The following is a 26,137-nucleotide window of genomic DNA, read 5'->3' as shown; positions in this document are numbered from 1 at the left end:
CGCGACGCATGAAAGCAGCGGCAAAAACGCTAAAACCAAAACGTCAGGAAGAACAGGCCAACTTTGTCAGTTGGCGTTTTGCGTTGCTTTGCGGCTGCATTTTACTCGCTCTGGGTTTTCTGCTGGGACGCGTGGCCTGGCTGCAAATCGTCGCTCCTGACATGCTGGTGCGCCAGGGCGACATGCGCTCCCTGCGCGTCCAGGAAGTGTCGACATCCCGCGGGATGATCACCGACCGTTCGGGTCGTCCGCTGGCGGTGAGCGTGCCGGTGAAGGCGATCTGGGCCGATCCTAAAGAACTGCATGATGCTGGCGGGATCACGCTTGATAACCGCTGGAAGGCCCTTGCGGATGCGCTGAAGATGCCGCTGGACCAGTTAGCTTCACGCGTGAATACCAACCCGCGAGGGCGGTTTATCTATCTGGCACGTCAGGTGAACCCTGACATGGCGGACTACATCAAAAAATTGAAGCTGCCGGGGATCCATCTGCGTGAAGAATCTCGTCGTTACTATCCTTCCGGCGAAGTGACTGCTCACCTCATTGGCTTTACTAACGTAGATAGCCAGGGGATTGAAGGCGTCGAAAAAAGCTTTGATAAATGGCTAACCGGCCAGCCGGGCGAACGCATTGTGCGTAAAGACCGCTACGGTCGCGTGATCGAGGATATTTCCTCTACGGACAGCCAGGCCGCACACAACCTTGCGCTGAGTATCGATGAGCGGCTACAGGCGCTGGTTTACCGCGAGCTGAACAACGCCGTGGCCTTCAACAAAGCGGAATCGGGCAGTGCCGTGTTAGTCGACGTCAACACGGGTGAAGTGCTGGCGATGGCCAATAGCCCTTCCTACAACCCTAACAATCTCACCGGTACGCAGAAGGATGTTATGCGTAACCGTACCATCACCGACGTATTCGAACCGGGTTCGACCGTTAAGCCGATGGTGGTCATGACTGCACTTCAGCGCGGTATCGTCAATGAAAACACCGTACTGAATACCATTCCATACCGAATTAACGGCCACGAAATCAAAGACGTGGCGCGCTACAGCGAATTGACCCTGACCGGGGTATTACAGAAGTCGAGTAACGTCGGTGTTTCAAAGCTGGCGTTAGCGATGCCGTCCTCAGCGTTAGTAGAGACTTACTCTCGTTTTGGACTTGGAAAGGCGACCAATTTGGGGTTGGTCGGAGAACGCAGTGGCTTATATCCTCAAAAACAACGGTGGTCTGACATAGAGAGGGCCACCTTCTCTTTCGGCTACGGGCTAATGGTGACACCGTTACAGTTAGCGCGAGTCTACGCAACGATCGGCAGCTATGGCGTTTATCGTCCGCTGTCGATTACCAAAGTTGATCCACCGGTTCCCGGCGAGCGTATCTTCCCGGAATCAACTGTCCGTACTGTTGTTCATATGATGGAAAGCGTAGCGCTGCCCGGCGGCGGCGGCGTGAAGGCGGCAATCAAAGGTTATCGCATCGCTATCAAGACCGGTACGGCGAAAAAAGTAGGGCCGGACGGCCGCTATATCAACAAATACATTGCCTATACCGCAGGCGTTGCGCCTGCAAGCAATCCGCGTTTTGCGCTGGTGGTCGTGATAAACGATCCACAGGCGGGTAAATACTACGGCGGCGCCGTCTCCGCGCCTGTGTTCGGGGCTATCATGGGCGGCGTGTTACGCACCATGAACATCGAACCGGATGCGCTGGCGACGGGCGAAAAAAGTGAATTTGTAATTAATCAAGGCGAGGGTACAGGTGGCAGATCGTAATTTGCGCGACCTTCTCGCTCCGTGGGTGCCAAATGCACCGGAGCGAGCACTGCGAGAGATGGTACTGGACAGCCGCGTGGCTGCTTCTGGCGATCTTTTTGTGGCGGTGGTCGGTCATCAGGCGGACGGGCGTCGTTATATCCCGCAGGCGATTGCGCAAGGTGTGGCTGCCATTATTGCTGAGGCCAAAGATGAGGCAACCGACGGTGAGATCCGTGAAATGCACGGGGTGCCGGTCATCTATCTCAGCCAGTTAAACGAGCGTCTTTCCGCGCTGGCAGGACGTTTTTATCACGAACCTTCCGACCAGCTGCGCCTGGTTGGCGTCACGGGTACCAACGGTAAAACCACTACCACGCAGCTGATGGCGCAGTGGGCCCAGCTGCTGGGTGAAACCGGTGCGGTGATGGGTACCGTGGGTAACGGCCTGCTGGGCAAAGTGAGCCCGACGGAAAACACTACCGGCTCGGCGGTAGACGTACAGCATGTGCTTGCCGGTCTGGCAGGGCAGGGGGCAACCTTCGCTGCGATGGAAGTCTCTTCGCACGGTCTGGTTCAGCACCGCGTCGCGGCGCTGAAATTTGCTGCTTCCGTGTTTACCAACCTGAGCCGCGATCATCTTGATTATCACGGTGATATGGAGCATTACGAAGCCGCGAAATGGCTGCTGTTCTCTACTCACCATTACGGACAAGCTATCATCAACGCCGACGACGAAGTGGGCCGCCGCTGGCTGGCGAAGCTGCCGGATGCGGTTGCGGTGTCGATGGAAGACCATATCAATCCGAACTGCCACGGCCGCTGGCTGAAGGCGGTTGAGGTGAATTATCACGACAGCGGGGCGACAATCCGCTTTGCCTCTTCCTGGGGGGAAGGTGAAATTGAAAGCCGCCTGATGGGGGCGTTTAACGTCAGCAACCTGCTGCTGGCGCTGGCAACGCTGCTGGCGCTGGGTTATCCGATGGCTGAACTGCTGAAAACCTCAGCGCGTCTGCAGCCGGTTTGTGGCCGTATGGAAGTGTTTAGCGCGCCGGGCAAACCGACCGTCGTGGTGGATTATGCCCATACGCCTGATGCGCTGGAAAAAGCGCTGGAGGCGGCGCGCCTGCACTGCACAGGGAAGCTCTGGTGCGTGTTTGGCTGCGGCGGCGATCGTGATAAAGGCAAACGCCCGCTGATGGGGGCTATTGCCGAGCAGTTCGCAGATATTCCGGTTGTGACCGATGACAACCCGCGTACCGAAGAGCCGCGCGCCATCATTAATGACATTCTGGCGGGCATGCTGGACGCGGGCCGCGCTCGCGTGGTGGAAGGGCGTGCGGAAGCCGTGACCAACACCATCATGCAGGCGCAGGAGAATGATGTTGTCCTGCTGGCGGGCAAAGGCCATGAAGATTATCAGATCGTTGGCAATCGCCGTCTGGACTACTCGGACCGCGTAACGGCAGCACGCCTGCTGGGAGTCGTGGCATGATTAGCATCACGTTAAGCCAGGCCGCTGCTATTCTGCAGGGCGACCTCCACGGGCAAGACCTGACCATTGATGCCGTAACGACGGACACCCGCAAAATCACCGCAGGCTGTCTGTTTGTGGCGCTGAAAGGCGAGCGTTTTGACGCGCATGATTTTGCGGAACAGGCCAAAGAGAACGGCGCTGGTGCGCTGCTCGTCAGCCGCAGGCTCGATATCGATCTGCCACAAATTGTGGTGAAAGATACGCGTCTCGCGTTCGGTGAGCTGGCCGCCTGGGTTCGTCAGCAGGTCCCTACTCGCGTTGTCGCCTTGACCGGTTCATCAGGCAAGACGTCGGTGAAAGAGATGACGGCGGCGATCCTCAGCCAGTGCGGGAATACGCTTTATACCGCGGGCAACCTCAATAATGACATCGGCGTGCCGATGACATTACTCCGTCTGACTAAAGAACACGAATTTGCGGTGATCGAGTTAGGGGCGAACCACCAGGGCGAAATCGCCTGGACCGTGAGCCTGACTCGCCCGGAAGCCGCGCTGGTGAATAACCTCGCGGCGGCGCATCTGGAAGGTTTTGGCTCGCTGGAAGGCGTAGCGAAAGCCAAAGGTGAGATTTACACCGGCCTGCCGGATGACGGTATCGCCATCCTGAACGCCGACAACAACGACTGGCTGAACTGGCAAAGCATCATTGGTTCGCGTAAAACCTGGCGCTTCTCGCCGAATGCGGCCAACAGTGATTTTACCGCGACCAATATCCACGTGACGTCGCACGGCACGGAGTTCACCCTCACCACCCCAACGGGTGGCGTTGATGTGCTGCTGCCGCTGCCGGGTCGCCATAACATCGCCAATGCGCTTGCGGCGGCGGCGTTGTCGACGGCGGTTGGCGCGTCGCATGAAGCGATTAAAACCGGGCTGGCGAACCTGAAAGCCGTGCCGGGGCGTCTGTTCCCGATTCAGCTTTCGGAAAATAAGCTGCTGCTAGATGACTCCTACAACGCGAACGTTGGCTCAATGACGGCGGCGGTGCAGGTGTTATCTGAAATGCCGGGCTACCGCATCATGGTGGTGGGCGATATGGCAGAGCTGGGCGACGAAAGCGAAGCCTGCCATACCCAGGTCGGTGAAGCGGCGAAAGCGGCGGGGCTGGACTGCGTGCTGAGCACAGGAAAACTGAGCCAGGCGATTAGCCATGCCAGCGGCGTTGGCGAGCATTTTGCTGACAAAACCGCGTTGATAGCGCGCCTTAAGGCGTTGATTACAGAAAAACAAATTGTGACTGTGTTAGTGAAAGGTTCACGTAGTGCCGCCATGGAAGAGGTTGTGCACGCATTACAGGAGAACGGGACATGTTAGTTTGGCTGGCCGAACATTTGGTCAAATATTATTCAGGCTTTAACGTCTTTTCGTATCTGACGTTTCGCGCCATCGTCAGCCTGCTGACTGCGCTGTTCATCTCGTTGTGGATGGGCCCGCGCATGATTGCCCGTCTGCAAAAACTCTCTTTCGGCCAGGTTGTGCGTAACGACGGTCCGGAATCGCACTTCAGCAAGCGCGGCACGCCGACCATGGGCGGGATCATGATCCTGACCGCCATCGTCGTTTCCGTGCTGCTGTGGGCGTATCCCTCCAACCCGTACGTCTGGTGCGTTCTGACGGTGCTGGTGGGTTACGGGATCATCGGTTTTGTTGATGATTACCGCAAAGTCGTTCGCAAAGATACCAAAGGCCTGATCGCGCGCTGGAAATATTTCTGGATGTCGGTGATCGCGCTGGGCGTTGCTTTCGCGCTGTATCTGGCAGGCAAAGACACGCCAGCTACCGAGCTGGTCGTGCCGTTCTTTAAGGACGTGATGCCGCAGCTGGGGCTGTTCTACATCCTGCTGGCCTACTTTGTGATTGTTGGTACCGGCAACGCCGTTAACCTGACCGACGGTCTGGATGGTCTGGCTATTATGCCAACCGTCTTTGTGGCCGCCGGTTTTGCGCTGGTGGCGTGGGCGACCGGTAACATGAACTTTGCAAATTATCTGCACATCCCTTATCTGCGCCACGCGGGTGAGCTGGTGATCGTCTGTACGGCGATCGTCGGTGCGGGGCTGGGCTTCCTGTGGTTCAACACCTACCCGGCGCAGGTCTTTATGGGTGACGTCGGTTCTCTGGCTTTGGGCGGTGCGCTCGGCATTATCGCCGTACTGCTGCGTCAGGAGTTCCTGCTGGTGATCATGGGCGGCGTGTTTGTGGTTGAAACCCTGTCGGTGATTTTGCAGGTCGGTTCCTTCAAGCTGCGCGGTCAGCGCATCTTCCGTATGGCGCCGATCCACCACCATTATGAACTGAAAGGCTGGCCGGAGCCGCGCGTGATTGTGCGCTTCTGGATTATTTCGCTGATGCTGGTGCTGATTGGCCTGGCAACGCTGAAGGTACGTTAATCATGGCAGATTACCAGGGCAAAAAAGTCGTTATCATCGGGTTGGGCCTCACGGGGCTCTCCTGCGTGGACTTTTTCCTCGCACGCGGCGTGACGCCACGCGTGATGGATACGCGTGTCTCTCCGCCGGGTCTGGACAAACTGCCGGAACAGGTTGAACGCCACCTTGGTGGTCTGAATGATGACTGGCTGCTGGCAGCCGATCTGATTGTCGCCAGCCCAGGTATGGCGCTGGCGCATCCTTCGCTGAGCGCTGCCGCGGATGCGGGCGTTGAGATTGTCGGCGATATCGAGCTGTTCTGCCGCGAAGCGCAGGCGCCCGTTATCGCCATTACCGGTTCTAACGGTAAAAGCACCGTCACCACCCTGGTGGGTGAAATGGCGAAAGCGGCGGGAATGAACGTCGGCGTTGGCGGTAACATTGGTTTACCCGCTCTGATGCTGCTGGACAAAGGCTGCGAGCTGTATGTTCTCGAGCTTTCCAGCTTCCAGCTGGAAACCACCTCCAGCCTGCATGCTGCGGCTGCGACGATCCTCAACGTGACTGAAGATCATATGGACAGGTATCCATTTGGTCTTCAGCAGTACCGTGCCGCCAAGCTCCGCGTTTATGAAAATGCCAAAGTCTGCGTTGTTAACGCCGATGACGCGCTAACCATGCCGGTGCGTGGCGCAGACGATCGCTGTATTAGCTTCGGTATCACGATGGGCGATTACCACCTGAACCGTCAGCTGGGCGAAACCTGGCTGCGCGTGAAGGGTGAGAAAGTGCTGAACGTGAAAGAGATGAAGCTCTCAGGTCAGCACAACTATACCAATGCCCTGGCGGCGCTGGCGCTGGCGGATGCAGTAGGGCTGCCGCGCTCCTCCAGCCTGAAAGCGTTAACCACGTTTTCTGGTCTGGCGCACCGTTTCCAGCTGGCGCTGGAGCACAACGGCGTGCGCTGGATCAACGACTCCAAAGCCACCAACGTGGGCAGCACCGAGGCCGCGCTCAATGGTCTGCACGTTGACGGCACCCTGCATTTACTGCTGGGCGGCGACGGTAAATCAGCTGATTTCTCCTCCCTAAAGCCGTATCTCGCCGGAGATAACATCCGCCTGTACTGCTTCGGCCGTGACGGCAGCGAGCTGGCTGAACTGCGCCCTGAGGTTGCCGAGCAAACCGAAACCATGGAACAGGCAATGCGGCTGATTGCCCCTCGCGTGAAGCCAGGCGATATGGTGCTGCTCTCTCCGGCCTGTGCCAGCCTCGATCAATTCAAGAATTTCGAACAGCGTGGTGATGTCTTTACCCGCCTGGCGAAGGAGTTAGGCTGATGCGTTTATCTCTCCCTCGCCTGAAAATGCCGCGCCTGCCAGGATTTGGGATCCTGGCATGGGTGTTTGCGGCGCTTAAAGGCTGGGTGATGGGCTCTCGTCAAAAAGATAACGACAGCCTGGTCATGTACGATCGCACGCTGTTCTGGCTCACGATGGGGCTGGCGGCGGTCGGCTTTATTATGGTGACGTCAGCCTCAATGCCCGTCGGGCAGCGTCTGGCGAACGATCCTTTCCTGTTTGCCAAGCGTGATGGTCTTTACATCATCCTGGCGTTCTGCCTGGCGCTGGTGACCTTGCGTCTGCCGATGGAGTTCTGGCAGCGGCACAGCACGGCGATGCTGATCGCCTCGATTATTATGCTGCTGATCGTACTGGTGGTGGGGAGCTCTGTTAACGGCGCATCACGCTGGATCGCCTTTGGCCCGCTGCGCATTCAGCCTGCGGAATTTACTAAGCTCTCCCTGTTCTGCTACCTCGCTAACTACCTGGTGCGTAAGGTAGATGAAGTGCGTAACAACCTGCGCGGCTTCTTGAAACCGATGGGCGTGATTCTGGTGCTGGCGGTATTACTGCTGGCGCAGCCTGACCTCGGTACCGTTGTCGTGCTGTTCGTTACCACTCTGGCGATGCTGTTCCTGGCGGGCGCGAAGCTGTGGCAGTTCATCGCCATCATCGGGATGGGGATTTCAGCGGTTGTGCTGCTGATCCTCGCCGAGCCTTACCGTATTCGCCGTGTGACCTCGTTCTGGAACCCGTGGGAAGATCCGTTCGGTAGCGGTTATCAGCTGACGCAGTCGCTGATGGCCTTTGGTCGCGGTGAAGTCTGGGGGCAGGGGCTGGGTAACTCGGTACAGAAACTGGAGTATTTACCGGAAGCGCATACTGACTTCATCTTCTCCATTATTGCGGAAGAACTGGGTTATATCGGTGTGGTATTAGCGCTATTAATGGTATTCTTCGTCGCTTTCCGTGCCATGTCCATCGGGCGGAAAGCGCTGGAGATCGATCACCGCTTCTCAGGATTCTTAGCCTGTTCAATTGGTATCTGGTTTAGCTTCCAGGCATTGGTTAACGTCGGGGCCGCAGCGGGTATGCTGCCGACCAAAGGTCTGACGCTGCCGTTGATCAGTTATGGTGGTTCCAGTCTGTTGATTATGTCGACGGCCATCATGTTTTTGTTGCGCATAGATTATGAAACGCGTCTGGAAAAAGCCCAGGCGTTTACACGAGGTTCACGATGAATCAACCGAAGCGGTTAATGGTGATGGCAGGCGGTACCGGTGGACACGTGTTCCCGGGACTGGCGGTTGCGCACCATTTAATGGATCAGGGCTGGCAGGTACGCTGGCTGGGAACCGCAGACCGCATGGAAGCCGATCTGGTACCGAAGCACGGTATTGAGATCGACTTTATTCGTATTTCCGGCCTTCGGGGCAAGGGCCTCAAGGCAATGCTGCTGGCACCGGTGCGTATTTTTAACGCCTGGCGTCAGGCGCGCACCATCATGAAGCGCTTTAAGCCAGATGTGGTGCTGGGCATGGGCGGCTATGTCTCGGGTCCTGGCGGGCTGGCGGCGTGGTCGTTAGGCATTCCCGTTGTGCTGCATGAACAGAACGGTATTGCCGGACTGACCAACAAGTGGCTGGCGAAAATCGCTACCAAAGTTATGCAGGCGTTTCCCGGCGCGTTCCCGAAAGCGGACGTGGTGGGTAACCCGGTGCGTGTGGACGTGCTGGCGCTGCCGCTGCCGGATGCTCGCCTGACGGGCCGTGAAGGGCCGGTTCGTGTACTGGTCGTCGGCGGCTCTCAGGGCGCACGCATTCTAAACCAGACGATGCCGCAGGTTGCCGCAAAGCTGGGGGATACCGTGACCATCTGGCACCAGAGCGGAAAAGGCGCTCAGCAGACCGTTGAGCAAGCTTACGCAGACGAAGGCCAGCCGCAGCATAAAGTCACAGAATTTATCGACGACATGGCGGCAGCGTATGCCTGGGCCGATGTCGTGGTCTGTCGTTCAGGCGCGCTGACGGTGAGCGAGATCGCCGCCGCGGGTCTGCCGGCCCTGTTTGTGCCGTTCCAGCACAAAGACAGACAGCAGTACTGGAATGCGCTGCCGCTTGAGAAAGCCGGTGCCGCGAAGATTTTTGAACAGCCACAATTTACCGCCGACGCGGTCGCCACCACCCTGGCGGGCTGGAACAGAGACGCACTGCTGGAGATGGCGCAACGCGCGCGCGCGGCCGCTATCCCTGATGCGACGGAACGGGTGGCAAAAGAAGTGAGCCTGGCAGCCCAGGCTTAACCCTCGCAGCGCGTGTTGCGCTGCACGAATTTTAAGTAGTCGATGGCGTTTAGAGAATGAATACACAACAACTGGCAAAACTGCGTTCAATCGTGCCCGAGATGCGTCGCGTCCGGCACATTCACTTTGTTGGCATCGGTGGTGCTGGCATGGGCGGTATTGCCGAAGTGTTAGCTAACGAAGGCTATCAGATCAGCGGGTCTGACCTGGCGCCAAACCCTGTAACGCAGCAGCTGGCGTCGCTTGGGGCGACTATCTATTTCAACCATCGCCCGGAAAACGTGCGCGATGCGAGCGTGGTGGTGGTCTCGAGCGCTATCTCCTCTGACAACCCGGAAATCGTTGCCGCGCATGAAGCGCGCATTCCGGTGATCCGCCGTGCAGAAATGCTGGCGGAACTGATGCGTTTCCGTCACGGCATCGCCATTGCCGGGACCCACGGTAAAACCACGACCACGGCGATGGTCTCCAGTATTTATGCGGAAGCGGGTCTCGACCCGACGTTCGTCAACGGCGGTCTGGTCAAAGCAGCGGGCGTACATGCGCGTCTGGGGCACAGCCGTTACCTGATTGCCGAAGCGGATGAGAGCGACGCGTCGTTCCTGCACCTGCAGCCGATGGTGGCGATTGTCACTAACATCGAAGCTGACCATATGGATACCTACCAGGGCGACTTCGAGAACTTAAAGCAGACCTTCATCAACTTCCTGCACAACCTGCCGTTCTATGGACGCGCGGTGATGTGCGTTGACGATCCGGTGATCCGCGAGCTGCTGCCGCGCGTGGGTCGTCAAATCACTACTTACGGCTTCAGCGAAGACGCTGACGTCCGCGTGGAAGAGTACAAACAGATTGGTGCGCAGGGGCATTTCACGCTGGCGCGTCAGGACAAAGAACTGCTGCACGTCACGCTGAATGCGCCAGGTCGCCATAACGCCCTCAATGCCGCAGCAGCTGTGGCCGTTGCGACGGAAGAAGGCATTGATGATGATGCCATTCTGCGCGCGCTGGAAAGCTTCCAGGGCACCGGCCGTCGTTTCGACTTCCTCGGTGAATTCCCGCTGGACGCCGTGAACGGTAAAGCCGGCACAGCGATGCTGGTGGACGACTACGGCCACCATCCGACCGAAGTGGACGCCACCATTAAAGCCGCGCGTGCAGGCTGGCCTGACAAAAATCTGGTGATGATCTTCCAGCCGCACCGCTTCACGCGTACGCGCGATCTGTATGACGATTTCGCCAGCGTCCTGTCACAGGTAGACACCCTGTTAATGCTGGACGTGTACGCCGCAGGCGAGACGCCGATTCCGGGTGCTGACAGCCGTTCCCTGTGTCGTACCATCCGTGGACGCGGTAAAGTTGACCCTATTCTGGTTTCTGACCCTGCACAGGTGGCGGAAATTCTGGCACCGGTCCTGACGGGTAACGATTTGATTCTGATTCAGGGCGCGGGAAATATCGGCAAAATCGCCCGTACCTTAGCTGAAATCAAACTGAAGCCGCAAACACAGGAGGATGAGCATCATGGCTGATAAGATTGCTGTCCTGTCCGGCGGTACCTCCGCCGAGCGCGAGGTTTCCCTGAATTCCGGCGCTGCTGTGCTGGCGGGCCTGCGTGAAGGTGGCGTCAATGCGCACCTGGTCGACCCAAAAGAGGTCGACGTGACGCAATTAAAAGCCATGGGTTTCGATAAAGTCTTTATCGCTTTGCATGGTCGCGGCGGCGAAGACGGCACCCTGCAGGGGCTTCTGGATTTGATCGGCATGCCTTACACCGGCAGCGGCGTGATGGCCTCCGCTATCTCTATGGACAAACTGCGCAGCAAGCTTCTGTGGCAGGGCGCGGGGTTACCCGTTGCGCCATGGGTAGCGCTGACGCGTCGCGAATTTGAATTGGGCCTGCCGGATAGCGTTAATACACGCATTGCTGACCTGGGCTTACCGGTTATTGTAAAGCCCAGCCGGGAAGGCTCCAGCGTGGGAATGTCCAAAGTCGACAAAGCTGAAGATCTTTCGTCCGCTTTAGCACTGGCATTTCAACATGATGAAGAAGTTCTGATTGAAAAATGGCTCAGCGGGCCGGAATTTACCGTCGCGATGCTTGGCGAAGAAATTTTACCGTCAATCCGTATCCAACCGGCCGGAACCTTCTATGATTATGAGGCGAAGTATCTCTCTGATGAGACGCAATATTTCTGCCCTTGTGGTCTTGAAGCTGAGCGTGAAGCCGATTTACAGTCCCTGGTGCTTAAAGCCTGGCATGTTCTGGGTTGCCGTGGCTGGGGACGCATCGACGTGATGCAGGACAGCGATGGACAATTTTATCTGCTGGAAGCGAATACCTCTCCGGGAATGACCAGCCACAGCCTTGTGCCGATGGCTGCGCGTCAGGCGGGGATGAGCTTCTCGCAGTTAGTCGTACGCATTCTGGACCAGGCGGGCTGATATGTCTCAGGCTGCATTGAACACGCGCAACCGCGATGACGAGGACGAATACGCCTCTTCACGCCGCAGTAATGGAACGCGTCTTGCAGGCATCATTTTCCTGCTCGGGGTGCTGTGCACCGTGTTTATCAGCGGCTGGATGGTCCTGGGCTGGATGGAAGATGCGCAGCGGTTACCGCTTTCTAAGCTGGTGGTCACCGGTGAGCGTCACTACACGCGTAACGACGATATTCGCCAGTCAATACTGGCGCTGGGCTCACCTGGCACCTTTATGACGCAGGACGTCAATATTATTCAGAGCCAGATAGAACGTCTGCCATGGATAAAACAGGCGAGCGTAAGAAAGCAATGGCCTGATGAATTGAAGATTCATCTGGTTGAATATGTGCCCATTGCGCGTTGGAATGATCAGCACATGGTTGACGCAGACGGAAATTCCTTCAGCGTCCCGGCCGATCGTGTCAACAAGCAAAATTTACCGATGTTGTATGGCCCGGAAGGTAGCGAAAACGAAGTATTACAGGGTTTTCGCGAAATGGGTCAGGTGCTGGCGAAGGACAGGTTTACGTTAAAAGATGCAGCCATGACGGCGCGCCGGTCCTGGCAGCTGACGTTAACAAACGGCATTAAGCTCAACCTGGGACGCGGCGACACAATGAAGCGTCTGGCGCGTTTTGTCGAACTTTACCCGGTTTTACAGCAGCAGGCACAGACTGACGGCAAACGGATAAGCTACGTTGATTTGCGCTATGACTCAGGCGCAGCAGTCGGTTGGGTACCGGCTCCGGTCGAGGAACCTAATCAGCAACAGAATCAGGCACAGGTACAGGCAGAACAACAATGATCAAGGCGACGGACAGAAAACTGGTAGTTGGACTGGAGATTGGCACCGCGAAGGTTGCCGCTTTAGTAGGGGAAGTTCTGCCCGACGGTATGGTCAATATCATTGGCGTAGGCAGTTGCCCGTCCCGTGGTATGGATAAAGGTGGGGTAAACGATCTTGAATCGGTGGTGAAATGCGTTCAGCGCGCCATCGATCAGGCTGAACTGATGGCAGATTGCCAGATTTCTTCTGTCTATCTGGCCCTTTCTGGTAAGCATATTAGCTGCCAGAACGAAATCGGTATGGTGCCGATTTCCGAAGAAGAAGTGACGCAGGAAGACGTTGAAAACGTCGTGCACACGGCGAAATCCGTGCGTGTCCGCGACGAGCATCGCGTGCTGCATGTCATTCCGCAGGAATATGCGATTGACTACCAGGAAGGGATCAAGAACCCGGTCGGTCTTTCTGGCGTGCGTATGCAGGCAAAAGTGCACCTGATCACATGTCACAACGATATGGCGAAGAACATTGTAAAAGCCGTTGAACGTTGTGGCCTGAAAGTTGACCAACTTATTTTCGCCGGTCTGGCGGCAAGTTATTCCGTACTGACCGAAGATGAACGTGAACTGGGTGTCTGTGTGGTCGATATTGGTGGTGGTACAATGGATATCGCCGTGTATACCGGCGGTGCGTTGCGCCACACGAAAGTGATCCCTTATGCCGGGAACGTTGTAACCAGCGATATTGCTTACGCTTTTGGTACGCCGCCGAGCGATGCAGAAGCGATTAAAGTGCGCCACGGCTGTGCGCTGGGGTCTATCGTTGGCAAAGATGAGAGCGTTGAAGTGCCGAGCGTCGGTGGTCGTCCACCGCGTAGCCTGCAGCGCCAGACGTTGGCAGAGGTCATTGAGCCGCGCTATACCGAGCTGCTCAACCTGGTCAACGAAGAGATTTTACAGTTACAGGAACAGCTTCGTCAGCAGGGCGTTAAACATCATCTTGCGGCGGGGATTGTATTAACCGGCGGTGCAGCGCAAATTGAAGGTCTTGCGGCCTGCGCTCAGCGCGTATTCCATACGCAGGTGCGTATTGGTGCGCCGCTGAATATCACCGGTTTAACGGATTATGCTCAGGAGCCGTATTATTCAACGGCTGTGGGCCTGCTCCACTACGGGAAGGAATCTCATCTCAGTGGTGAAGCAGAAGTGGAAAAACGCGTCTCAGTGGGGTCGTGGGTCAAACGACTGAACAACTGGTTGCGAAAAGAGTTTTAATTTTTTTAAGAGACCGGAGAGAATTAGCGGTCTCGGGCGACAGGCACAACGGAGAGAGAAATTATGTTTGAACCTATGGAACTGACCAACGACGCGGTGATTAAAGTCATCGGCGTCGGTGGCGGCGGCGGTAACGCCGTAGAGCATATGGTGCGTGAACGCATTGAAGGTGTTGAATTCTTCGCAGTTAACACCGATGCGCAGGCACTGCGTAAGACGGCTGTAGGCCAGACTATCCAGATCGGCGGTGGTATCACCAAAGGGCTGGGAGCAGGGGCTAACCCGGAAGTCGGGCGTAATGCGGCTGAAGAAGATCGTGAAGCGCTGCGCGCTGCACTGGAAGGTGCGGACATGGTCTTCATCGCAGCAGGCATGGGTGGCGGTACCGGTACCGGCGCAGCACCTGTTGTGGCTGAAGTGGCAAAAGATTTAGGTATCCTGACCGTTGCTGTCGTGACCAAGCCTTTCAACTTTGAAGGCAAGAAGCGTATGGCCTTCGCGGAGCAGGGTATCACCGAGCTGTCCAAGCATGTGGACTCGCTGATCACCATCCCGAACGACAAACTGTTGAAAGTTCTGGGTCGCGGTATTTCCCTGCTGGACGCATTCGGTGCAGCAAACGACGTGCTGAAAGGCGCGGTTCAGGGTATCGCTGAACTGATTACCCGTCCTGGCCTGATGAACGTTGACTTTGCAGACGTTCGTACCGTGATGTCCGAAATGGGCTACGCGATGATGGGCTCTGGCGTGGCCAGCGGCGAAGACCGTGCAGAAGAAGCGGCTGAAATGGCTATCTCTTCTCCACTGCTGGAAGATATCGATCTGTCTGGTGCGCGCGGCGTGCTGGTCAACATTACCGCTGGCTTTGACCTGCGTCTGGATGAGTTCGAAACCGTGGGTAACACTATCCGTGCGTTTGCCTCTGACAACGCTACCGTGGTAATCGGTACTTCTCTTGACCCTGAAATGAACGACGAGCTGCGTGTTACCGTTGTTGCGACCGGTATCGGTATGGACAAGCGCCCAGAAATCACTCTGGTGACTAACAAGCAGACTCAGCAACCGGTAATGGATCGTTACCAGCAGCACGGTATGTCTCCTCTGACTCAGGAGCAGAAACCGGCCGCGAAAGTGGTGAACGACCCAACGCCTCAAACGGCGAAAGAGCCAGATTATCTGGATATCCCGGCGTTCCTGCGTAAGCAAGCTGACTAAGAATTGGCTGGAATTTGGGGATTTGCGCTCTTTGTGCTAAACTGGCCCACCGTTAGTGATATACACTCTCGGTTGGATAGTTAATTTGGCGAGATTATACGATGATCAAACAAAGGACACTTAAACGTATCGTTCAGGCGACTGGTGTCGGTTTACATACCGGCAAGAAAGTCACGCTGACGTTACGCCCTGCGCCGGCCAATACCGGGGTCATCTATCGTCGCACCGACTTGAATCCACCGGTAGATTTTCCGGCCGATGCCAAATCTGTGCGTGATACTATGCTCTGTACTTGTCTGGTGAACGAGCATGACGTGCGGATTTCTACCGTAGAGCACCTGAACGCCGCCCTGGCGGGTCTGGGTATCGACAACATTATTGTTGAAGTCGATGCGCCAGAAATCCCGATTATGGATGGCAGTGCTGCACCGTTCGTCTATCTGTTGCTGGATGCTGGCATCGAAGAACTGAACTGCGCGAAGAAATTTGTACGCATCAAAGAGACCGTTCGCGTCGAAGATGGCGACAAGTGGGCTGAATTCAAACCGTACAATGGTTTCTCGTTGGACTTTACCATCGACTTTAACCATCCGGCGATTGATTCCAGCACTCAACGCTATGCGATGAACTTCTCTGCTGATGCATTTATGCGTCAGATCAGCCGAGCCCGTACATTTGGCTTCATGCGTGATATCGAATATCTGCAGTCCCGCGGCCTGTGCCTGGGCGGCAGCTTCGATTGTGCCATCGTTGTTGACGATTATCGCGTACTGAACGAAGACGGCCTGCGTTTCGAAGATGAATTCGTTCGTCACAAAATGCTGGATGCTATCGGCGACCTGTTCATGTGTGGTCACAACATCATTGGTGCATTTACCGCGTTCAAATCCGGACATGCGCTGAACAACAAACTGTTGCAGGCCGTCCTGGCAAAACAGGAAGCCTGGGAATATGTGACCTTCGAAGACGAAGCTGAACTGCCGCTGGCTTTCAAAGCACCAAGCATGGTTCTGGCGTAACGGTTTATCCCGTTTCGTAAAAAACTCGACTGGTTAACCTGGTACTCTCTCCGACCAGGAAGACCAGTCGTTTTTATTTTTATCCCTCTTCGTTTGCCCCAGCGTTATCTCTCGTTTGTCTCACGCAGAAAATGTGTGCGTTAGCTGAATTCTTGACCGTTTTTCCCCGCGGCGGCACCTCATTCCTGCTGATGTATATTGGCTTTAGTGGTACTATCTGGGCGCTAAAAAGAATAACTGAACTCAGCCTCTGCAAGGCTGGCTTATTAGGTGGAGCAGGTGAGCGGAATACTGACGCGCTGGCGACAATTTGGCAGACGTTACTTCTGGCCGCATCTCTTATTAGGGATGGTCGCGGCGAGTTTCGGCTTGCCTGCGCTCAGCAACAGTGCCGAAGCGGCGACGCCCGCAAAAACCTCCACCACCAAACACGATCTCAACTCGCGGGTTAACTTCACTAACCTCGCGTGGCTTGAAGCCAACCGCCGCCCAAACTTCTCCGTCGATTACTGGCACCAGCACGCTATCCGCACGGTTATCCGCCATCTGTCCTTCGCGATGGCACCGCAGGCCATGCCTGTTGCGGAAGAGGCGCTGCCGGTGCAGGCTCAGCATCTTGCCCTGCTGGACACGCTCAACGCGCTGCTTACGCAGGACAGCCAGCCGCCGGTCATGGTTCGTCAGACAACGCAGCGTGCGTTTGTTTCACCTGCTTCATTCTCTGTTTCAACCTGGATTAGCCAGGCCCACGGCATTCGCGCCGGTCCGCAACGCCTCAGCTAAATTAACTTTTTCAATACCTTAATTTATCTGCCCACACTGGGGCGTTTGAGAATTTATTATGCTAATCAAATTGTTAACTAAAGTTTTTGGTAGTCGTAACGATCGTACCCTGCGCCGTATGCGCAAAGCTGTTGCCGTCATCAACGGTATGGAACCGGCGATGGAGAAGCTCTCTGATGACGAGCTGAAAGCGAAAACGGCGGAATTCCGCGCTCGTCTGGAAAAAGGTGAAACCTTAGAAAGCCTGATCCCGGAAGCGTTTGCTGTCGTGCGCGAAGCGAGTAAGCGCGTATTCGGCATGCGTCACTTCGACGTCCAGCTGCTGGGTGGTATGGTGCTCAACGAGCGCTGCATCGCGGAAATGCGTACCGGTGAAGGTAAAACCCTGACCGCAACGCTGCCGGCTTACCTGAACGCGCTGACCGGTAAAGGCGTTCACGTCGTTACCGTCAACGACTATCTGGCGCAGCGTGACGCCGAAAACAACCGTCCACTGTTCGAATTCCTCGGTATGACCGTCGGCATCAACATGTCCGGCCTGCCTGCGCCAGCCAAGCGCGAAGCGTATAACGCGGACATCACCTACGGCACCAACAACGAATACGGCTTCGATTACCTGCGTGACAACATGGCGTTCAGCCCGGAAGAGCGCGTACAGCGTAAACTGCACTATGCGCTGGTGGATGAGGTTGACTCCATCCTGATCGATGAAGCGCGTACCCCGCTGATCATCTCCGGCCCGGCTGAAGACAGCTCCGAGATGTACCGTAAGGTCGACAAAATCATTCCACACCTGCTGCGCCAGGAGAAAGAGGACTCGGATACCTTCCAGGGTGAAGGCCACTTCTCCGTAGATGAAAAAGCGCGCCAGGTGAACCTGACCGAACGTGGTCTGGTGAAAATTGAAGAGCTGCTGGTAGCTGAAGGAATCATGGAAGAGGGCGAGTCCCTGTACTCTCCGAGCAACATCATGCTGATGCACCACGTGACCGCTGCACTGCGCGCCCACGCGCTGTTCACCCGCGACGTCGATTACATCGTTAAAGACGGCGAAGTGATCATTGTCGATGAACACACCGGCCGTACCATGCAGGGACGTCGCTGGTCTGACGGTCTGCACCAGGCTGTGGAAGCCAAAGAAGGTGTGGATATTCAGAATGAAAACCAGACACTGGCGTCTATTACCTTCCAGAACTACTTCCGTCTGTACGAGAAGCTGGCAGGGATGACCGGTACTGCTGATACCGAAGCGTTTGAATTCAGCTCCATCTACAAGCTGGATACCGTGGTTGTTCCAACCAACCGTCCGATGATCCGTAAGGATATGCCGGACCTGGTGTACATGACCGAAGCGGAAAAAATTCAGGCGATCATCGAAGATATTCGCGACCGCACTGCGAATGGCCAGCCGGTTCTGGTGGGGACCATCTCCATCGAGAAATCCGAAGTGGTTTCTCACGAGCTGACTAAAGCGGGTATCAAACACAACGTTCTGAACGCCAAATTCCACGCTAAAGAAGCGGACATTGTTGCGCAGGCGGGTTATCCGGCTGCCGTAACCATCGCCACCAACATGGCGGGCCGTGGTACCGATATTATGCTGGGTGGTAGCTGGCAGGCTGAAGTGGCGGAGCTGGAAAACCCAACGCCAGAACAGATTGCGCAGATCAAAGCCGACTGGCAGGTTCGTCATGATGCCGTTCTGGCGTCCGGCGGTCTGCACATCATCGGTACAGAGCGTCACGAGTCTCGTCGTATCGATAACCAGCTGCGTGGCCGTGCGGGTCGTCAGGGTGATGCCGGTTCATCCCGCTTCTACCTGTCTATGGAAGATGCGCTGATGCGTATTTTCGCCTCCGACCGCGTGTCCGGCATGATGCGTAAGCTGGGGATGAAGCCAGGTGAAGCCATCGAGCACCCGTGGGTGACTAAAGCGATCGCTAACGCACAGCGTAAAGTGGAAAGCCGCAACTTTGATATTCGTAAGCAGCTGCTGGAATATGATGATGTGGCTAACGATCAGCGTCGCGCGATCTACACCCAGCGTAACGAACTGTTGGACGTGTCCGACGTGAGCGAAACCATCAACAGCATTCGTGAAGATGTGTTTAAAGCCACCATCGACGCGCATATTCCACCGCAGTCTCTGGAAGAGATGTGGGATATCGAAGGCCTGCAGGAACGTCTGAAAAATGACTTTGACCTCGATCTGCCAATCAAAGAGTGGCTGGATAAAGAACCTGAGCTGCACGAAGAGACCCTGCGTGAACGTATCTTTGAAACCGCGCTGGACGTCTACAAGCGTAAGGAAGAGGTTGTTGGCGCTGAAATGATGCGTCACTTCGAAAAAGGCGTGATGCTGCAGACGCTGGACTCCCTGTGGAAAGAGCACCTGGCGGCGATGGACTACCTGCGTCAGGGTATCCACCTGCGTGGCTATGCGCAGAAAGATCCGAAGCAGGAATACAAGCGTGAATCCTTCTCCATGTTTGCGTCTATGCTGGAGTCACTGAAGTATGAAGTAATCAGCACCCTGAGCAAGGTTCAGGTGCGTATGCCGGAAGAAGTGGAAGCGATGGAGCAGCAGCGTCGTGAAGAAGCCGAGCGTCTGGCACAGATGCAGCAGCTGAGTCATCAGACCGACGACAGCGAAGCCGCAGCGGCGATCGCCGCGCAGACCGGCGATCGTAAAGTGGGTCGTAACGATCCGTGCCCGTGTGGTTCCGGTAAAAAGTACAAGGCGTGCCACGGCCGTCTGAGCTAAATTCATAAAAAAACAAAAAGGCGCAGATATCTGCGCCTTTTTTATGGAAGTGACAATATGAAAATACTGCAAATTGCCGTCGGGATTATTCGCAACCCGCAAAACCAAATCTTTATCACCCAGCGCGCTGCCGACGCCCATATGGCGAACAAGTGGGAGTTTCCGGGCGGTAAAATCGAGTCAGGTGAAACGCCGGAAGAGGCGCTGGTTCGGGAACTTCAGGAAGAGGTGGGGATCACGCCGCTTGGCGCAACGCTGTTTGATAAGCTTGAGTACCAGTTTCCTGACAGGCACATCACGCTGTGGTTCTGGCTGGTGGAAAACTGGGAAGGTGAACCCTGGGGAAAAGAGGGACAGCCGGGTAACTGGGTGGAACTTCAGGCAAGTGATGCCGAAAAATTCCCGCCAGCTAATGAGCCCGTGATCCTGCGGTTAGTCGCACAACCGTAGGCCTGCCAGGCGAAGCGCCAGCAGGCTTTACAGATTACTGCTGGGTTTCGCTCCAGTCATCGCTATCCGAGAGATCGCCTTCGCTTGGAATGCGTTTCTCTTCCGCCGCCCATTCTCCCAGGTCAATGAGCTGACAGCGCTTGCAGCAGAATGGGCGGAACGGACTGACTTCGCCCCAGACAACGGTTTTGCCACAGGTTGGGCAGCTTACGGTGGTGACATCAGACATCGGCACTCCTTAACAACAGGCCAGTTCAAAATCGAGACGTTCCGGCACGGTGCCATTTTCACTGTCCAGCGGCATAAAGCGAATCGCAAAGCGGCTCTTATGCCCGGAAATCTGTGGGTAAAGCTGTTCGCCGAGAGACAGGTTGAGACGCAGAAGATCGGCATCATCACCGTTATCCTGGAAGAAACCATTCAGGCTGGTTTGCTTGCGGAACGGCGCAGAGTTACGGATCAGATCGAGGATCAGCGACAGCGTCTGGTGCATTGGCTCCAGGCTTGCCAGCCAGCTGTTCACCTGCGCGTCACGCTGCGCCTGTGGCATATGTAGCCACATATGCAGCGTCGGCAGGTCGAAGCTGCAGCAGCCGCCAGGAATGCTCAGACGCTGGCGCACCAGTCCAATCAGGCGGTCTTCACGCAAAAACTGCCCGACGCGCGGCGCGGCCATCAGGACGGCGCTACTGCTTTTCAACTGCTGGCGGAGCGCGTCGATACGGCTCTGATCTACGCCGGGGACCTCTGTCCATGCCTGCAATTTACGCTGCTGGCGTTCCAGCTCTTTGAGTAATTCTGTACGGACATCGCCGCGTTCAATCACATCCAGCAGATCGCCTACGTTGCGGAAGAAGTGCAACGCCGTGGCATGATCGTTAACAGGCAGATGTTGTGAAAGCTGTTGAATAAGAAATTCGATGCGCAGCCAGGTGCGCATTTTTTCGTTGAGCGGATGCTCAAAAAGGATGTGTGTCGACATTATGGTTTTTCCTGTGCAACGGCCTGCGCGGCGAACGTCAGATACTGCGCGTGCAGACGGGCAACATCCGATGCAATGGCATCTGGTGCGCCGTTATTATCAATAACATCATCCGCCACGGCAAGGCGCTGAGCGCGCGTAGCCTGAGCGGCAAGAATTTGTTCAGCATGCTCCCGCGAGACGCGATCGCGCGCCATGGTTCTCTGGATTTGCGTTTCGGGAGCGACATCAATCACCAGCACACGATCGGCTTTCTTCTGCAGCTGATTTTCAACCAGTAGCGGAACCACCCACAGGACATAGGGCGAGCGGGCTGCGGCTATCTGACGCTGAGTTTCCCGGTGGATGATGGGGTGGAGCAGGGCATTAAGCCAGGCTTTTTCTGCAGAATCAGAAAAAATGCATTCGCGAAGCTGACGGCGATTCAGTGTGCCATCGGCATTGATGACTGCCTGACCAAAATGTTCTGCGATGACCTTTAGCGCGGGTGTATTGGGCTCTACCACCTGGCGGGCAATGATATCGGCATCAATAATCGTGATACCCAAACGAGAGAACGCGTCCGCAACGGTACTTTTGCCACTACCTATGCCGCCGGTTAATGCGACGATATACCCCATTAATTCAAATCCTGGGAATTATTCATTATTAAAATCAGTTGATTAAAACTCTTAGGTGCGCCAGCAACTGTTTGGTCCTGTTTACCGGCTTATTACCAGGTAAATTTATAGGATTGTAGCGTAAAAAAAGAGAATTTCGCAGTCTTGCGGAGCAGGTATTAGTGCGTATGATAACGTCACTGGAGTTGTGCTTTTAACATATTTGCCTCTAACCCCAGGAATCCGCACATGCGTATCGAAGAAGATCTGAAGTTAGGTTTCAAAGACGTTCTTATCCGCCCTAAACGCTCTACACTGAAAAGTCGCTCAGACGTTGAACTCGAACGTCAATTCACCTTTAAGCATTCCGGTCAGACCTGGTCTGGCGTGCCGATCATCGCCGCCAACATGGATACTGTGGGAACCTTTGAGATGGCAACCGCCCTGGCACAGTTCGACATTCTTACCGCCGTGCACAAACATTACAGCCCTGAAGAGTGGAATGCGTTTGTTGCGTCCGCGTCTGCTGACGTGGTGAAGCATGTGATGGTTTCTACCGGGACCTCCGATGCGGATTTCGAGAAGACGAAACAAATCCTGAACGCTAACCCGGCGCTCAACTTCGTTTGTATTGACGTGGCGAACGGTTACTCCGAACACTTCGTGCAGTTTGTCAGCAAGGCGCGTGAGGCCTGGCCGACGAAAACCATCATCGCGGGCAACGTGGTGACCGGTGAAATGTGTGAAGAGCTGATCCTTTCCGGTGCAGATATCGTGAAAGTGGGTATTGGCCCGGGCTCTGTGTGCACGACTCGCGTCAAAACCGGCGTCGGTTATCCGCAGCTCTCTGCAGTCATTGAATGTGCCGATGCGGCGCACGGTCTGGGCGGTCAGATCATCAGCGATGGCGGCTGTACCATGCCGGGCGACGTTGCGAAAGCCTTCGGCGGCGGCGCCGACTTCGTGATGCTCGGCGGTATGCTGGCAGGCCACGAAGAGAGCGGTGGTACCGTTGTTGAAGAAAACGGCGAGAAATTTATGCTGTTCTACGGCATGAGTTCTGAATCCGCGATGACCCGTCACGTCGGTGGCGTGGCAAAATACCGTGCGGCAGAAGGCAAAACCGTGAAGCTGCCTCTGCGCGGCCCGGTTGAATACACCGCGCGCGATATCCTTGGCGGCCTGCGCTCGGCCTGCACCTACGTTGGGGCATCCCGCCTGAAAGAGCTGACGAAACGTACGACGTTTATTCGCGTTCAGGAACAGGAAAACCGCGTATTCAATAGCCTGTAATGGCTTCTGCTGGCGCATTCCCGTGCGCCAGCGCTGTTCAGCACTACCCCACGCTCATCGCATCCCCCAGATGGAAAATCGGCAGATACATTGCCACTACCAGCGTGCCGATGATGACCCCTGTCACAATCAGAAGCACTGGCTCGAGAAGTGCCGCCAGATTATCTGCCCGTTGAAAGGTCTGTTCCGTGTGGTGCCGGGCGAGATTTGCCAGCATGATGTCCAGCGCACCTGACATTTCACCGGTTCGTAAAAGCTGAATACACAGCGGGGTAAAGATGGCCGCTTTCTGAAAGGATGACCAGACGGGGAGACCTTTTTCAATGTCCTCCCGAACGCTGTGGAGTATCCCCCGCCAGTAACAACTTTCAACGGTCTCCTCTGCGCTCTCCAGACCCTGTAAAAAGGGGATACCTGCCTGCTGCGTGAGTGACAGCACGTTAAAGATGTGTCCCAGTTTTTGGCCTTTTGCCAGCGCGCCCATCACGGGCATGTGCATCAGCATGCGCTGCCAGCGAGGGTTGTGCCGCAGTGCCCAGGCGGCGGCTAAGGGCGTTAATAACGCGACGAACAACGCGAGGGCATAGGACTGAATAAATGCGGCCATCCCCATGACCATTTGCGTCAGCGTCGGGAGCGGCGTGTTAAACGTTTTATAGATCGCGGCAAACTCGGGCAAGACCAGAATGACCATCGCCAGCACCACGAGTACGGCCAGCGTCAGGACGATCGCCGGATAGCGCAGGGCCTTTTTCACCTTCTCTCTGAGCTGCTGCTGCGCTTTTTGCTGCTGCGCGAGCTGGCGGCAGCACTCCTCCAGTTTCCCTGTGAGCTCACCGGTTTTCACCATAGAGACATGCAGTGGGCTAAACACCGCTGGCCACTTTTTTAGCGACTCAGAAAAGGGGGATCCCTCACTGAGCTCATCTGCAATGCTTTGCAGCAGCGCCTGCCACGGTTTTAACGGATGTTGCTCTGCCAGCATCTGCAGGCTGTGGGACAACGTCAGCCCCGCCTGCAGAAGCGTTGCGAGCTGGCGAAACATCTCGCAGCAGTGATGCGGCAGCCAGCGGTGCCGCTGAGCGCATCGGGTCAGCGCCAGAGGATGGAGATCGCTACGCATCAGCCTGGTGAAGGCGGCAGTGCGGTCTGTGGCCCAGAGTGTCCCGCTTCGGGGTTCTCCTTCTTTGGTGAGCGCTCGCCAGCGCCAGAGCTGATTAGCAGCCATCCGGCATTCCCAGCACGCGCACCAGCTCTTCGATCGTGGTCAGCCCTTGTTCGACGGCCATGCAGCCGTGCTCAAAAAGAGAAATCATTCCCGCCTGCCGGGCACTCGCCTCTATCACTTCGATTCCCGCCCCGCTGGCAATGGCCTGACGCAGGGCATTGTCGATCGCCAGTACTTCAAAAATGGCCACGCGGCCATAAAAACCGTGATAACAGCGATCGCAGCCGGTGGGCTGCCAGCGTGGAAGCGGTCTGGACCATACGGCGCGCGGTAATTCAGCATGCTCGCTGGCTTCCCGGCGACAGTGCGGACACAAACGACGGACCAGCCGCTGGGCAATCACCATCGACAGCGCGGAAGATATCATCCAGCGCGCGACGCCCATCTGCTCCAGGCGAATCAGGGTTTCCGTCGTCGAGTTGGTGTGCAGCGTTGACAGCACCAGATGACCGGTCTGAGCGGCATTAATGGCAATTTCTGCCGTTTCGCCGTCACGGATTTCGCCGACCATAATGATGTCTGGATCCTGACGCAGCAGCGCCCTCAGCACGCTCTGGAATGTTAAACCCGCCCGGGGATTAATCTGCGTCTGGTTTAATCCCGCAAGGGGGATCTCAATGGGATCCTCCACGCTACAGATGTTGACGTCGGGGGTGTTACGCGCCTGCAGCGCGCTGTACAGCGTCACGGTTTTGCCGCTGCCGGTAGGGCCGGTGACCAGAATCAGCCCCTGCGGCTGGTGGAGGATCTCATTAAAACAGGCCAGTTGTTCTGCGCTCATACCAAGCGCTTTCGGCTCAAGAGCCTGCTGAACCTGATGCAGCAGACGCAGCACAATTTTCTCGCCACCGCTGCAGGGAAGCGTTGCGATCCGAAACGAGACCGGCGCGTTTGCCAGCTCAATCGTAAACTGGCCGTCCTGAGGTAAACGACGTTCTGCAATATCCAGATTACCCAGCACCTTTAAACGAGCGCTGAACAGGCTGGCCAGCGAGGCGGAAAGCGGAGGCTGGGGGCAAAGAACCCCGTCGATGCGTAAACGGATCTGGCATGCGTGTTCCATCGGTTCGATATGAATGTCGGAGGCGCGCTGGCTGATTGCCTGCTGCAGCGTGTGGTTGAGGATATCCACCGTCGAGTGTATTTGCGAAACGACGGGCAGATGCGATTGTGACGTTAGCTGCCGGTGTTTTTCCATGCGCTCAGCGCTCCAGCACTCAATATCAATCCGTTTCTGGGTCGCGAAGCGCAGCGCCTCCATGAGTTCAGCCGCGGGGCTGCCCACGACGGCGATGCTGACCATGTCACTGTCGCTGGTGAGCAGCAGAGCGTGATGGCGCTGACAAAGCGCCACGAGTTGATCGGTATTCATTATCCGCTCCTCAGTTATTGTCGAAGCGGAAAACGTCTTCGCAGGCCTGTTTCAGGGCGCTGTCAGCACTGATGTTGCAGTCGCGCGTCCAGCCCGTCATACCGTTGCCGTCGCTCCACCGTGGCGTCATGGTTACCGTCAGCCCGTTAAGACTCTCCTGTCCTGTTAAGGTCACGGTCCCTTTCGCCACGCTCATTCCTGAAACGTAGCGTTTCGTGGTGGGGGAAGGGATACCGTTACTGCCGGCGTCGCAGCTCTCCACGCCACCGTGATCCAGCGCGCAAAGCTCAATGGCCGTGCGGTAGGGAACGAAGGTTTGCAGCATATCGGTCAGCGCCGCCTTGCGCAGGTAGTTCTGATAGGCGGGAACGCCGATGGCGCTCAGAATCGCAATGATGCCAATGACCACCATCAGCTCAATGAGTGTGAATCCTTGTTGTCTGTCCATATCTGCTCCTTATGCAAAGTGGCGCTACTTTGTCAGTGGGAAAGAGCAGAAACGAGAGGCAAAAAAGGGAACGGGAAGGAGGCTTCCAAGAATTTTTTCAGTGTTGCACGGCAGAACAGTGGATCTGCGAGCGGGGCT

23 protein-coding genes are annotated in these 26,137 nt (G+C 56.2%); 17 read left to right on the top strand and 6 right to left on the bottom strand.

Annotated elements, in window-relative coordinates:
• Positions 1-8: 8 nt before the first annotated feature.
• The 16 genes from DEO48_RS14625 (at position 9) to mutT (ending at position 20,077) form a co-directional block, all read left to right on the top strand.
• Complete coding sequence (locus tag DEO48_RS14625) at positions 9-1,775, top strand: peptidoglycan glycosyltransferase FtsI (protein ID WP_109845571.1); 1,767 nt, start codon at positions 9-11, stop codon at positions 1,773-1,775.
• Entirely contained in the window at positions 1,762-3,249 is a 1,488-nt protein-coding gene (gene murE / locus DEO48_RS14620; RefSeq protein WP_047742825.1) for a UDP-N-acetylmuramoyl-L-alanyl-D-glutamate--2,6-diaminopimelate ligase, read from the top strand. The genes DEO48_RS14625 and murE overlap by 14 nt, the downstream gene beginning before the upstream one ends.
• Positions 3,246-4,604 carry a UDP-N-acetylmuramoyl-tripeptide--D-alanyl-D-alanine ligase gene (murF, locus tag DEO48_RS14615; protein WP_109845570.1) on the top strand — a complete coding sequence of 453 codons (1,359 nt, stop codon included), beginning with the start codon at positions 3,246-3,248 and terminating at the stop codon, positions 4,602-4,604. The genes murE and murF overlap by 4 nt, the downstream gene beginning before the upstream one ends.
• Positions 4,598-5,680: a phospho-N-acetylmuramoyl-pentapeptide-transferase gene (mraY, locus tag DEO48_RS14610; RefSeq protein WP_008501985.1), complete on the top strand. Its 1,083-nt coding sequence runs from the start codon at positions 4,598-4,600 to the stop codon at positions 5,678-5,680. Before murF ends, mraY begins: the two co-directional genes overlap by 7 nt.
• Before the next feature lie 2 nt (positions 5,681-5,682).
• Complete coding sequence (gene murD, locus DEO48_RS14605; RefSeq protein ID WP_045355138.1) at positions 5,683-6,999, top strand: UDP-N-acetylmuramoyl-L-alanine--D-glutamate ligase; 1,317 nt, start codon at positions 5,683-5,685, stop codon at positions 6,997-6,999.
• Complete coding sequence (gene ftsW, locus DEO48_RS14600) at positions 6,999-8,243, top strand: cell division protein FtsW (RefSeq protein WP_023310395.1); 1,245 nt, start codon at positions 6,999-7,001, stop codon at positions 8,241-8,243. Before murD ends, ftsW begins: the two co-directional genes overlap by 1 nt.
• Positions 8,240-9,304 (top strand): undecaprenyldiphospho-muramoylpentapeptide beta-N-acetylglucosaminyltransferase, encoded by a 1,065-nt coding sequence (gene murG / locus DEO48_RS14595; RefSeq protein WP_039260813.1) that lies wholly within the window; start codon positions 8,240-8,242, stop codon positions 9,302-9,304. Before ftsW ends, murG begins: the two co-directional genes overlap by 4 nt.
• A 56-nt stretch (positions 9,305-9,360) precedes the next feature.
• A complete protein-coding gene (gene murC / locus DEO48_RS14590; protein WP_023310397.1) occupies positions 9,361-10,836 on the top strand; it encodes a UDP-N-acetylmuramate--L-alanine ligase in 1,476 nt (491 codons plus the stop codon).
• Positions 10,829-11,749 (top strand): D-alanine--D-alanine ligase, encoded by a 921-nt coding sequence (locus tag DEO48_RS14585; protein ID WP_109845569.1) that lies wholly within the window; start codon positions 10,829-10,831, stop codon positions 11,747-11,749. Before murC ends, DEO48_RS14585 begins: the two co-directional genes overlap by 8 nt.
• Position 11,750: 1 nt before the next feature.
• The gene (gene ftsQ / locus DEO48_RS14580) at positions 11,751-12,593 is read left to right on the top strand and encodes a cell division protein FtsQ (RefSeq protein ID WP_023310399.1); all 843 of its coding nucleotides are present in this window, start codon (positions 11,751-11,753) and stop codon (positions 12,591-12,593) included.
• Positions 12,590-13,846, top strand: coding sequence for a cell division protein FtsA (gene ftsA / locus DEO48_RS14575; RefSeq protein WP_023334508.1), 1,257 nt, complete (start codon positions 12,590-12,592; stop codon positions 13,844-13,846). Before ftsQ ends, ftsA begins: the two co-directional genes overlap by 4 nt.
• A gap of 63 nt (positions 13,847-13,909) precedes the next feature.
• The gene (ftsZ, locus tag DEO48_RS14570) at positions 13,910-15,061 is read left to right on the top strand and encodes a cell division protein FtsZ (protein WP_008501978.1); all 1,152 of its coding nucleotides are present in this window, start codon (positions 13,910-13,912) and stop codon (positions 15,059-15,061) included.
• A gap of 101 nt (positions 15,062-15,162) precedes the next feature.
• Entirely contained in the window at positions 15,163-16,080 is a 918-nt protein-coding gene (lpxC, locus tag DEO48_RS14565) for a UDP-3-O-acyl-N-acetylglucosamine deacetylase (RefSeq protein WP_008501977.1), read from the top strand.
• A gap of 279 nt (positions 16,081-16,359) precedes the next feature.
• Entirely contained in the window at positions 16,360-16,863 is a 504-nt protein-coding gene (gene secM, locus DEO48_RS14560) for a secA translation cis-regulator SecM (protein ID WP_181367015.1), read from the top strand.
• A gap of 58 nt (positions 16,864-16,921) precedes the next feature.
• Positions 16,922-19,627, top strand: coding sequence for a preprotein translocase subunit SecA (gene secA, locus DEO48_RS14555; RefSeq protein WP_023310402.1), 2,706 nt, complete (start codon positions 16,922-16,924; stop codon positions 19,625-19,627).
• 57 nt (positions 19,628-19,684) lie between these two features.
• Complete coding sequence (gene mutT, locus DEO48_RS14550) at positions 19,685-20,077, top strand: 8-oxo-dGTP diphosphatase MutT (protein WP_023310403.1); 393 nt, start codon at positions 19,685-19,687, stop codon at positions 20,075-20,077.
• 34 nt (positions 20,078-20,111) lie between these two features.
• Here the strand turns inward: mutT and yacG are convergent, their stop codons facing one another.
• The 3 genes from yacG to coaE are packed head-to-tail and all read right to left on the bottom strand — an operon-like array spanning position 20,112 to position 21,679.
• On the bottom strand, positions 20,112-20,306 hold the full coding sequence (yacG, locus tag DEO48_RS14545; RefSeq protein WP_023310404.1) for a DNA gyrase inhibitor YacG: 195 nt from the start codon (positions 20,304-20,306) through the stop codon (positions 20,112-20,114).
• Between the two features lie 9 nt (positions 20,307-20,315).
• A complete protein-coding gene (zapD, locus tag DEO48_RS14540; protein ID WP_023310405.1) occupies positions 20,316-21,059 on the bottom strand; it encodes a cell division protein ZapD in 744 nt (247 codons plus the stop codon).
• A complete protein-coding gene (coaE, locus tag DEO48_RS14535; protein WP_109845567.1) occupies positions 21,059-21,679 on the bottom strand; it encodes a dephospho-CoA kinase in 621 nt (206 codons plus the stop codon). Before coaE ends, zapD begins: the two co-directional genes overlap by 1 nt.
• A 228-nt stretch (positions 21,680-21,907) precedes the next feature.
• Between coaE and DEO48_RS14530 the strand changes: the two genes are divergently transcribed.
• Positions 21,908-22,951 (top strand): GMP reductase, encoded by a 1,044-nt coding sequence (locus DEO48_RS14530; protein WP_023310407.1) that lies wholly within the window; start codon positions 21,908-21,910, stop codon positions 22,949-22,951.
• Between the two features lie 43 nt (positions 22,952-22,994).
• On the opposite strand, the gene hofC is transcribed toward DEO48_RS14530, so the two are convergent.
• Genes hofC through ppdD form a run of 3 tightly spaced genes read right to left on the bottom strand, consistent with a single transcriptional unit; the run spans position 22,995 to position 25,999 of the window.
• Complete coding sequence (gene hofC / locus DEO48_RS14525; RefSeq protein WP_109845566.1) at positions 22,995-24,179, bottom strand: protein transport protein HofC; 1,185 nt, start codon at positions 24,177-24,179, stop codon at positions 22,995-22,997.
• The gene (gene gspE, locus DEO48_RS14520) at positions 24,169-25,551 is read right to left on the bottom strand and encodes a type II secretion system protein GspE (RefSeq protein ID WP_109845565.1); all 1,383 of its coding nucleotides are present in this window, start codon (positions 25,549-25,551) and stop codon (positions 24,169-24,171) included. Before gspE ends, hofC begins: the two co-directional genes overlap by 11 nt.
• A 10-nt stretch (positions 25,552-25,561) precedes the next feature.
• Positions 25,562-25,999, bottom strand: coding sequence for a prepilin peptidase-dependent pilin (gene ppdD / locus DEO48_RS14515; protein WP_109845564.1), 438 nt, complete (start codon positions 25,997-25,999; stop codon positions 25,562-25,564).
• Between the last annotated feature and the right edge of the window lie 138 nt (positions 26,000-26,137).

Source organism: Enterobacter sp. CGMCC 5087 (assembly GCF_003144775.1).
Taxonomy (GTDB): Bacteria; Pseudomonadota; Gammaproteobacteria; order Enterobacterales; family Enterobacteriaceae; genus Enterobacter; species Enterobacter cloacae_M.
This window is presented reverse-complemented; position numbering and strand designations above follow the sequence as displayed.